Below are 10,372 nucleotides of genomic sequence, written 5' to 3'. Positions count from 1 at the left end.
TTTAGGAGAAAAAGTTAAATTTATCGCAATACCAACTACTTCGGGTACAGGTAGTGAGGTAACTCCTTTTGCGGTAATTTCTGATAAAGAAAATGACAAGAAATATCCATTAGCAGACTATTCATTGACTCCGGATGTAGCTATTGTAGATCCTAACTTAGTATTAACAGTTCCGGCAAGACCTACAGCAGCAACTGGAATGGACGTATTAACACACGCTATTGAGGCGTATGGTGCTATATTAGCTAATGACTATACAGATGGTATTGCATTAAAAGCTATTAAGCTAGTGTTTGATAATTTAGAAAAATCTGTTCAAGGTGATAGAGATGCAAGGGAAAAAATGCATAATGCATCATGTTTAGCAGGTATGGCATTCTCTAACGCATTCTTAGGAATAGCACACTCTATGTCACACAAAATTGGAGGTAAGTTCCACACAGTACACGGTGAAAACAATGCAACATTATTACCATACGTAATTAAATATAATGGAACAAGACCAGGAAAAGTAGCGTTATGGCCTAAGTACGAACATTATCAAGCAGATGTAAGATACCAAGAAATTGCGAAAATGTTAGGTCTAAAAGCAGACACTCCAGAACAAGGTGTTGATTCATTAGCACAGGCAGTGTATGACTTAGGAAGAAGAATAAACTGTCCAATGGCATTTAAAGAGCATAATGCTTTTGAAAGAAACAATATTGGTTTTGAAGAATACAAAGCATCGTTGAAAGAATTGGCATTTGAATCATTTGGGGATCAATGTACACCAGCTAACCCGCGTCTTGCGATGATAGATGATATGGAAGGAATTATGGAAGCAGCTTGGGATGGTTATGGAGATAAAAAATTTGTAGAAAAAAATCAATATTAATATGATTATTTCAAAACACTAAATATAATCTGATATTAGTCTCAAACTCTATAAAAATTTTCCTAGTCTTAATATTATAAGGCTAGGAAAATTTTGTTTTATTTTCTTAATAAATAAAAAATACTCTAAAACATTTTAGAGTATTTTTTATTGTTATTATTTGAATTCTAAAGTATCAACTTTAACTGATGGTCCCATAGTAGTAGTAACAGCTACAGACTTAAAGTAAGTACCTTTAGCTGCTGCAGGTTTAGCTTTTGTTAAAGCTTCTAAAACTGCATTAAAGTTTTCTACTAGGTCTTCTGCTGAGAATGAAACTTTACCGATTGGAGTGTGAACAACACCAGCTTTTTCAGCACGATATTCAACTTTACCAGCTTTAATTTCATTAACTGCTTTTGTAACGTCCATAGTTACTGTACCAGTTTTAGGATTTGGCATTAAACCTTTAGGTCCTAAAAGACGTCCGATTTTACCAACTTCTCCCATCATATCTGGTGTAGCAACAATTACGTCAAAGTCAAACCAACCTTGTTGAATTTTAGTGATATATTCACCTTGTCCTACATAGTCAGCACCAGCTGCTTCAGCTTCAGCTGCTTTATCACCTTTAGCGAATACAAGAACTTTAGCTGTTTTACCAGTTCCTTTTGGTAAAACTACAGCTCCACGAACTTGTTGATCATTTTTACGAGTATCAATTCCTAAACGGAATGCTACTTCTACAGTTGCATCAAAGTTTACAACGCTAGTTTTTTTAGCTAATTCGATTGCTTCTAGTATTGAATATAATTTAGAAGAATCAACTAATTTAGCCGCTTCAAGATATTTTTTACCTTTTTTTGCCATTTTATTTCTCCTCCTATTCAGATACTAAGATACCCATACTACGTGCAGTACCTTCAATCATACGCATAGCAGCTTCAACAGATGCTGCATTTAAATCTTCCATTTTTAATTCTGCAATTTCTTGCACTTGTGCTTTAGTAACTGTAGCAACTTTGTCACGATTAGGAACAGAAGATCCTTTTTCAACTTTAGCTGCTTTTTTCAGTAATACTGGAGCAGGTGGTGTTTTAGTAACGAATGTAAATGAACGATCTTCATATACAGAAATTACTACAGGGATTATTAACCCTGCTTGGTCTTGTGTACGAGCATTGAATTCTTTACAGAATCCCATGATGTTAACACCAGCTTGACCTAACGCTGGACCAACTGGTGGAGCTGGATTAGCTTTTCCTGCTGGTACTTGTAACTTAACTACTTTTATAACTTTTTTAGCCACGATAAAACCTCCTAATTTATTTTTCGTGATGTGGTCATATTTGAGTAACTTTATTACTCTCCCACTCAAACAAGTTGTATTTTTACATACCTAGCCATTATAACATAAAATAAATTTAATGCAAGTATTTTTGTTGAAAAAATTTTAATAATTTTTAATTTCTGATTATTTTATTTAAGTATCGTAATATTGACTTTTTTAAGTAATTATTGTAGAATTTAATAAGTGACATTTGTTATAAACTATGTCAAATAAATAAGTGTGAGAGGTTGCTAATGTTAATATTTTACATTATTGCAACTTTACTTGTTGGTCTTTTATTAGGATATATAGTTGCCAAAAATTCTATTCAAAAAAAATTGATTCAATCAAAACAAGATGCTGAGCATATTGTTAATGAAGCTAAAAAAGAAGCAAAATATATTTCGGAAAAAGAATTGTTGATTGCCCAAAACGAAGCTAAAGAAATGGTAACTTTAGCTAATAAGGAAATAGAGTTTAAGAAACAAGATATTCAAAAACAAGAGGACAGACTTATTCAAAAAGAATCTACCTTAGAAAGACAAGCAGAACTAATTAATAAAAAAGATGAACTTATTAGTTCTCGTGAACAAAAGGTAGAAGAAAAAATTCAATCACTAGAAATTAAGAATAGTGAAGTGAATGAGTTAAAAATTCAACAAGAACAAGAGTTGCAAAGAATTGCAAATCTGACGGAAGAACAAGCTCGAGAAGAAATAATGACTTCATTAGAAGAAGATATGGCTAGAGAAACTGCTATATATATTCGTAATAAGGAAGTTGAAGCAAAAGATATAGCAGATAGACGTGCTAAAGAATTAATAGTACAGTCAATGCAAAAATTTGCAGCTGATGTAGTTAGTGAAACTACTGTTTCTGTAGTTAATTTACCATCAGACGATATGAAGGGAAGAATAATTGGTAGGGAAGGTCGTAATATACGTACCTTAGAAACATTAACAGGTGTTGACTTGATAATTGATGATACGCCAGAGGCAGTTATATTGTCTGGTTATGATCCTATAAGACGTGAAATAGCAAAATCTGCTATAACTACTCTAATTAGTGATGGACGAATTCATCCATCTAAAATAGAAGAAGCTGTGGATAAAGCTAGAAAAAATATGGATCAGACTATTCGTGATATAGGAGAACAAGCTACTTTTGATCTAGGAATTCATAATATGCATCCTGATTTAATAAAAATATTAGGAAAAATGAAATATAGAACTAGTTATGGACAAAATGGACTTCAACACTCTGTAGAAGTTGCCTATATTTCTGGTCTTATTGCTGGAGAATTAGATCTTGATGTCCAATTAGCAAGAAGAGCAGGTTTACTGCACGATATAGGAAAGGCTGTTGATCATGAAGTAGAAGGATCACATGTTGAAGTGGGAGTAGCTTTAGCAACGAAATATAAAGAACCTGAAGTTGTAGTGAATGCAATAGCTTCTCATCACGGAGACTTTGAGGCTACAAATCCTATTTCTGTAATAGTAGCTACAGCAGACGCATTGTCAGCTTCTAGACCTGGAGCTAGAAGAGAATCTTTAGAAAACTATATTAAGAGATTAGAGAAATTAGAAGAAATAGCAAATGAACATAAAGGTGTAGAAAAAACATATGCTATTCAGGCTGGAAGAGAAATTAGAGTAATTGTAAATCCAGAGGAAGTAGATGATACAAAATCTTATAAAATTGCTAAAGAAGTACGTAACAAAATAGAAGAAACAATGCAATATCCTGGTAATATAAAAGTAAATGTAATTCGAGAAGTTCGAGCAGTTAAAATTGCAAGATAAAACTTATGTAGATAGTTAGAATTTAATTTCTAGCTATCTACTATTTTTTTAGAAATCAAAATATGGAGAAATTTATTGTTTAATATTATAATAGAATATGATTAGAATAACTTAACGAAAGAGAGGAATAAATGAAAAGTTTAGTATTATGTGAAAAACCTTCAGTTGCACGTGATATTGCTAGAAATATAGATGCAACAAAAACTAAAAATGGTTGTTTAGAAGGTGATAAATATGTAGTAACTTGGGCATTAGGACATTTAGTTACATTGCAAACGCCAGATAAATATAAAGAATTTAAAAATATAGGATTAGAAAAGTTACCTATGGTTCCTAAATATATGAAAACAGAAATAATAGGAAAGACATCTAAACAGTATAAAATTATAGAGCAAGCTATAAATAGAAAAGATGTCAAAGATATTATTATTGCAACAGATGCCGGGAGAGAGGGAGAATTGGTTGCTAGGTACATTTTGGAAAAAGCTCAAAATAAGAAAAATACAAAAAGATTGTGGATATCTTCTGTAACGGATAAGGCGATTAAGGAAGGTTTTAAAAATTTAAAAAATGGCAGAGAGTATGATGGACTTTATAATTCTGGAGTTGCTAGAGCGAATGCAGATTGGTTAGTCGGAATAAATGCTTCACGTGCATTAACCTTAAAATATAATGCTTCATTAAATTGTGGTCGCGTTCAAACACCAACTATTCAGATGGTAAAAATTAGAGAAGATAAAATAAAAAACTTTGTTCCTAAAAACTATTTTGATTATGAATGTAAATTAGATAATGTTACTTTTATATCTAATGATAGCGATTATGATGAGAATGTTGCTAATAAATTTGTGAAAGAGCATAGTGAGAAAGAAATAAAAGATTTTAAACAAAATAGTATTGATAAAATCTCCCAACCTCAGCCATTATATAACTTAACAGATATTCAACAAGTGGCTAGCAATTTATATAAATTATCACCTAAGCAAACGTTAAATATAGTCCAGTCTTTGTATGAAAAGCATAAAATATTAACATACCCTAGAACAGACAGCAGATATTTAACTAGTGATATGGCTTTAACTATTAAAGATAGAATTAAAGCGATATTAGGAAGTGATTATGGTGATATAGCTAAAGGTATATTGTCTAAAAATATTTCTACAAAAAGAGTAATAAATAATGAAAAAGTAACAGATCATCACGCTATTATACCAACAGAAGAAAGACCAAATTTTTTAGCATTAACTGATTTAGAGAAGAAGATATATATGCTTGTAGTCAGAAGATTTTTGGAAAACTTATTACCTAATTGTAAATATAAACAATTAACAGCTAGTTTTAAATTAGGAAATAAATTGTTTAAATATAGCACAACTCAAATAATTGAAGTAGGATATAAAATATTTGATAATCATAATAGTGCTGAATTTATTAGTATTAATAATAAAAATATTAAAGATTTAAAAATATTAAAAAAACAAACAACGGCACCTAATTATTTTACAGAGGGTTCCTTAATATATGCTATGGAAAATCCTTTTGATTACGTGGAAAGTCAAGAAGAAAAGAAAATTTTGAAAAACACAAACGGAATAGGTACAGTAGCAACTAGAGCTGATATTTTAGAAAAACTTTTCAATAATGATTATTTAATATTGGACAACGGAAAAATTAAAACTACTAATAAAGCTAGACAGCTGCTAAACTTAGTCCCTAATAAATTAAAAAGTCCTTCTCTTACTGCTACTTGGGAGAAACAACTCGATGATATAGCAAAAAATAGGCTATCAAAAGAGAAATTTTTGAAAGATATAAAAAATTATACTTATGAATTCACTACAGAAATAAAAGATAGTACGGACAAATTTAAACATTCAAACATAAGTGGTAGAAAATGTGATAAATGTGAAAGTTTTATGTTAGAAGTTGAAAGGAAAGGTACGAAAATTTTAAAATGTTCTAATGTAGGATGTAACAATAAAAAAATTATAAGTAGAATCACTAACTTGAGATGTAGTAACTGTCATAAAAAGATGACATTATTTGGTAATGGAGATAATGCAACTTATAGATGTATTTGTGGAGTATCAATAAAACAAAAAGAAGTTGATAAGAAAATAAAAGAAACTAAAAAAGAAAAAGCGAGTTATAAAGATATAAAAAAATATATGAAAAAAGAAGAGCTAACAAATAACCCATTAAAAGATAAACTAAAAGGTTTGAAATTATAAATAATTTAAAAGGAGAACAAGATGGTAAAAAAATATGATTATATAGCAATAGGTGGAGGAAGCGGAGGAATAGCTTCTGTAAATAGAGCAGCAATGTACGGAAAAAAGTGTTTACTTATAGAAGGAAATAAACTTGGTGGGACGTGTGTTAATGTAGGATGTGTACCTAAAAAAGTAATGTGGTACACATCACAGATTTCTGAAGCAATTAATTCTTATGCAGGGGATTATGGTTTTGATGTAAAAGTTAATAAATTTAACTTTGAAACAATGGTAAAAAATAGAACAGCGTATATAGATAGAATACAGCAAGCATATAGAAATGGGTTAAATAAAAATAAGGTTGATGTAATATATGGTTATGCAAAATTTATTAACAATAATACTGTTGAAGTAAATGGAGAACAATTTACAGCAGAACATATTTTGATAGCTACAGGAGGAGAACCAGTTATTCCAAATGTAGAAGGAGCAGAATACGGTATTACTTCTAATGAAGTTTTTGAAATGAAACAATTACCTAAAAGAATGGCTTTTGTAGGCGCAGGATATATAGCAGTAGAAATGGCAGGAGTATTTAATTCTTTAGGAGTAGAAACTCATTTATTTGTAAGAAAACATTCTCCATTAAGAAATTTTGACAGCACAATAGTTGCTACATTAACAGATATAATGAAAAATGATGGAGTTAGTTTACATACTTTTGCTAATATAGAAAAAGTTAAAAAAAATGATGATAATAGTTTAACTATAATGTTAGCAGATGGCCAAGAAACAATAGTGGATTGTTTAGTCTGGGCGATAGGTAGACGACCGTTGACAGATAATTTAAACTTAAAGGAAACAGGAGTTAAACTTAATTCTAAAGGGTTTATTGAAGTAGATAAATATCAAAATACTACAGAAAAAGGTATATATGCAGTAGGAGATATCATAGGTAAAATTGATCTTACGCCTGTTGCGGTTTCTGCGGGAAGACGACTTTCAGAAAGATTGTTTAATAATAAAAAAGAAGAATATTTAGATTATAATCTTGTACCGACAGTAGTGTTTAGTCATCCAGCTATAGGAACGATAGGACTTACAGAAGAGACAGCGATAGAACAATATGGTCAAGAAAATATAAAAATTTATCAATCATCATTTACCCCTATGTACAGTGCAATTACTAATCATAGACAACCTAGTGTTATGAAATTAGTATGTTTAGGATCTGAAGAAAAAATTATAGGATTGCATGGCATAGGTTATGGTGTTGATGAGATGATCCAAGGTTTTGCAGTAGCAATAAAAATGGGAGCTACGAAAAAAGATTTCGATAATACAGTAGCAATTCATCCTACTGGTTCAGAAGAGTTTGTAACAATGAGATAAAAAAACAATGACAGATTTATTCTGTCATTGTTTTTTTATTGTTTTTGAAAGTATTAATAAATTTCTTAAAAATAAATCCTGTTCCTTGACCACACAAGCTTGCTAATATATATATAATAGAATAGATTGCTATATCAAAATTTAATAGAATTAAGCAAGTAATTAAATAAAATAATCCTATTAATAGTGAGAACGAATAACTAAAATCTTCTTTTGAATAAGAATACAATAATGATATTGTAAAATTTATTAATGGGAAAATTATTAATAGCAATATAATTAATACCTGTGATTTATTGTCAAAAATATAATATGCAATAGGTAATACAATAAATAAAAATAAAGAAAATAGTAAAAATGGTACTTTTTCAAGATGTTTTCTCATTTAAATTACGCCTCCTAAATATACTGAAAATTTTATCACAATATGAGTTTAATTACAAATATTATTATTTACCTATGATTGATTTTTTGTATCCAGTATGATAATATAATACTATATTATAATACAATTTACGTGAGGAATAGATATGAAATTTTTTATTGATACAGCAAATGTGGAAGACATAAAGTTAGCGTATGATTTAGGAGTTATTTCTGGAGTAACAACGAATCCATCATTAATTGCTAAGGAAGGACGAGATTTTAAAGAAGTTATATATGAAATAGCTAATATAGTAGACGGGCCTATTAGCGGAGAAGTTAAGGCAACTACTGAACTGGCGGAAGATATGATAGCAGAAGCAAGAGAAATTGCTAAAATCCATCCTAATATGGTTGTTAAAATTCCATTAACAGCAGAAGGTCTTAAAGCAACTAATATTCTTTCTAAAGAGGGAATAAAGACAAATGTTACTTTAATATTTAGTGCAAATCAAGCTTTACTTGCTGCTAGAGCAGGTGCAACTTATGTTTCGCCATTTTTAGGTAGGTTAGATGATATTTCTCAAGATGGTCTAAATTTAATAGCAGATATCGTAACTATCTTTAGAGAAAATAATATTAAATCAGAAATTATCGCAGCTAGTGTAAGAAATCCTATTCATGTTTTAGAATGTGCAAAATTGGGATGTGATATAGCTACAGTACCGTATAAAGTAATTGAACAAATGATAAAACATCCATTAACTGATAAAGGATTAGAGTCATTTAAAGCGGATTATATAAAAGTTTTTGGTGAATAATTAATAAATTTTAAGATAGATAAGTTTAATTATAGGGGTCTGAGAAGAAATCTTTGTAGTATTAAGATGATTTTTTCTCACTCCTATAATTTTATATTAGGAGGATAAATGTTAGGTAAATTTATTACTATAGAGGGATCAGAAGGTTCTGGGAAAACTACTGTAAGTAAATTTTTGTACGAATATTTAGATAGTTTGGGGATTAAAGTAATTTTGACTAGAGAACCCGGTGGAGTTCCAGTGAGTGAAAAAATTAGAGAAATTATTTTGTATGAAGATATAGATCCACGTACAGAAGCATTACTTTTTGCAGCTAGCAGACGAGAACATATAGCAAAAAAAATATTACCTAGTCTTGAGGAAGGATATATAGTATTATGTGATCGCTTTGTTGACAGCTCATTAGCATATCAAGTTTATGGCAGGGAGCTGAGTGAAGAAGACATATTATATATAAATAATTACGCAACTGAATATAAGAAACCGGATGTAACATTTTATTTTGATGTAGACGTTAATAAAGGGTTAGAGCGTATTGAAAATCGTGAATCCAATAATAAAATGGATAATGAACAATATGAATTTTACTTAAAAGTAAAACAAGGTTATGATATTGTTGCTAATAAAAATAGCGATAGAATAATAAAAATTAATGCGAATAATAGCATAGAACTAGTACAAGAAGAAGTAATAGAAAAAATAAATCAACTACTGAAAAAATGGGGTTATCTATAGATTATGAATGAAATTGCTAATAAATATTTAACCAATGTATTAAAAAATGATAAATTATCCCATGCATATATATTTACAGGAACAAATAATGACGAAATTAATAACTATGTTATAAAATTTGTAAAAGCTATATGTTGTGAGAATAATAATATTAAAGATTTATATAGTTGCGAAGAATGTAGAGCATGTAAACAAATTAATAAAAATAGTTATATAGATTTTTTAATTTTTGGGGAAACAGATTCAATAAAAAAGCAAGATATTTTAAATTTGAAGCAGGAGTTAAATGTAAAAGCCGTTTTAAATAAAAAAATATATTGGTTAAAAAATATAGACAACATCACTCAACAGGCAGCAAACAGCATTCTTAAAATTTTAGAAGAACCCGAAGATAATATAATAGCTATTTTGAGTACTACTAATATAATGTCTGTTATGGATACTTTAATATCAAGATGTCAAGTTATTAATATTAATACAAGTATTGTAGATAATTTAGCAGAAGATTTAGATAATACTAAGAATATCATAAATCAATTTTTGAAAAAATATAAAAAGAATAAAAATTTAGCAGCAATAGAATTATTTGAAAATTTGAGAAATAAAGAAGATATAGAAAGATTTTTTGAGGTGATGTTGGCTGTTTTGAAGAAATGTAATATAGATAATAATGTGGTTAGAGATATATCTATTGTTTACTCTAGTATTTTATCTTCAAAAAAATCATTAGAAATGAATGTCGCATCAGTTTTAGTTTTGGAAAATTTTATTTTTGAATTAATTATTAAAGATTGCAATTTGGATTTTATTGTAATATAGGTTAGTCTATATAATATTTTAATGTTTAGGAGGACATT

The 10,372-nt window shown here is 29.3% G+C and carries 10 protein-coding genes; 7 read left to right on the top strand and 3 right to left on the bottom strand.

All coding sequences use genetic code 11. From position 1 onward, the window contains the following. Positions 1-877 (top strand): iron-containing alcohol dehydrogenase (locus AC1XWJ_RS02285; RefSeq protein WP_483334263.1); only part of this gene is annotated, 877 nt, incomplete at its 5' end. Positions 878-1,033: 156 nt separating this feature from the next. Here the strand turns inward: AC1XWJ_RS02285 and rplA are convergent. Both rplA and rplK read right to left on the bottom strand, forming a co-directional pair. Beyond that, positions 1,034-1,726: a 50S ribosomal protein L1 gene (gene rplA, locus AC1XWJ_RS02280; protein ID WP_483334262.1), complete on the bottom strand. Its 693-nt coding sequence runs from the start codon at positions 1,724-1,726 to the stop codon at positions 1,034-1,036. Positions 1,727-1,739: 13 nt separating this feature from the next. After that, positions 1,740-2,165: a 50S ribosomal protein L11 gene (rplK, locus tag AC1XWJ_RS02275; protein WP_483334261.1), complete on the bottom strand. Its 426-nt coding sequence runs from the start codon at positions 2,163-2,165 to the stop codon at positions 1,740-1,742. Positions 2,166-2,440: 275 nt separating this feature from the next. Here rplK and rny point away from each other — a divergent pair, with 275 nt between their 5' ends. The 3 genes from rny (at position 2,441) to gorA (ending at position 7,596) form a co-directional block, all read left to right on the top strand. After that, positions 2,441-3,991 (top strand): ribonuclease Y, encoded by a 1,551-nt coding sequence (gene rny / locus AC1XWJ_RS02270; protein WP_483334260.1) that lies wholly within the window; start codon positions 2,441-2,443, stop codon positions 3,989-3,991. A gap of 131 nt (positions 3,992-4,122) precedes the next feature. Continuing rightward, positions 4,123-6,222 (top strand): DNA topoisomerase 3, encoded by a 2,100-nt coding sequence (locus tag AC1XWJ_RS02265; protein ID WP_483334259.1) that lies wholly within the window; start codon positions 4,123-4,125, stop codon positions 6,220-6,222. Positions 6,223-6,243: 21 nt separating this feature from the next. Then, positions 6,244-7,596: a glutathione-disulfide reductase gene (gene gorA, locus AC1XWJ_RS02260; RefSeq protein WP_483334258.1), complete on the top strand. Its 1,353-nt coding sequence runs from the start codon at positions 6,244-6,246 to the stop codon at positions 7,594-7,596. Positions 7,597-7,612: 16 nt separating this feature from the next. On the opposite strand, the gene AC1XWJ_RS02255 is transcribed toward gorA, so the two are convergent. After that, the gene (locus AC1XWJ_RS02255) at positions 7,613-7,981 is read right to left on the bottom strand and encodes a hypothetical protein (RefSeq protein ID WP_483334257.1); all 369 of its coding nucleotides are present in this window, start codon (positions 7,979-7,981) and stop codon (positions 7,613-7,615) included. A gap of 145 nt (positions 7,982-8,126) precedes the next feature. Here AC1XWJ_RS02255 and fsa point away from each other — a divergent pair, with 145 nt between their 5' ends. The 3 genes from fsa to AC1XWJ_RS02240 all read left to right on the top strand — a co-directional run bounded on the left by fsa (position 8,127) and on the right by AC1XWJ_RS02240 (position 10,334). After that, complete coding sequence (gene fsa / locus AC1XWJ_RS02250; RefSeq protein WP_483334256.1) at positions 8,127-8,780, top strand: fructose-6-phosphate aldolase; 654 nt, start codon at positions 8,127-8,129, stop codon at positions 8,778-8,780. A gap of 108 nt (positions 8,781-8,888) precedes the next feature. Further along, complete coding sequence (tmk, locus tag AC1XWJ_RS02245) at positions 8,889-9,515, top strand: dTMP kinase (protein ID WP_483334255.1); 627 nt, start codon at positions 8,889-8,891, stop codon at positions 9,513-9,515. Positions 9,516-9,518: 3 nt separating this feature from the next. Continuing rightward, positions 9,519-10,334: a DNA polymerase III subunit delta' gene (locus AC1XWJ_RS02240; RefSeq protein WP_483334254.1), complete on the top strand. Its 816-nt coding sequence runs from the start codon at positions 9,519-9,521 to the stop codon at positions 10,332-10,334. The last annotated feature ends 38 nt before the right edge of the window (positions 10,335-10,372 follow it).

Source organism: Gemelliphila sp. 1F1 (assembly GCF_056897515.1).
Note: the sequence above shows the minus strand (reverse complement) of the source record. Positions and strands in the feature narration are given on the sequence as shown.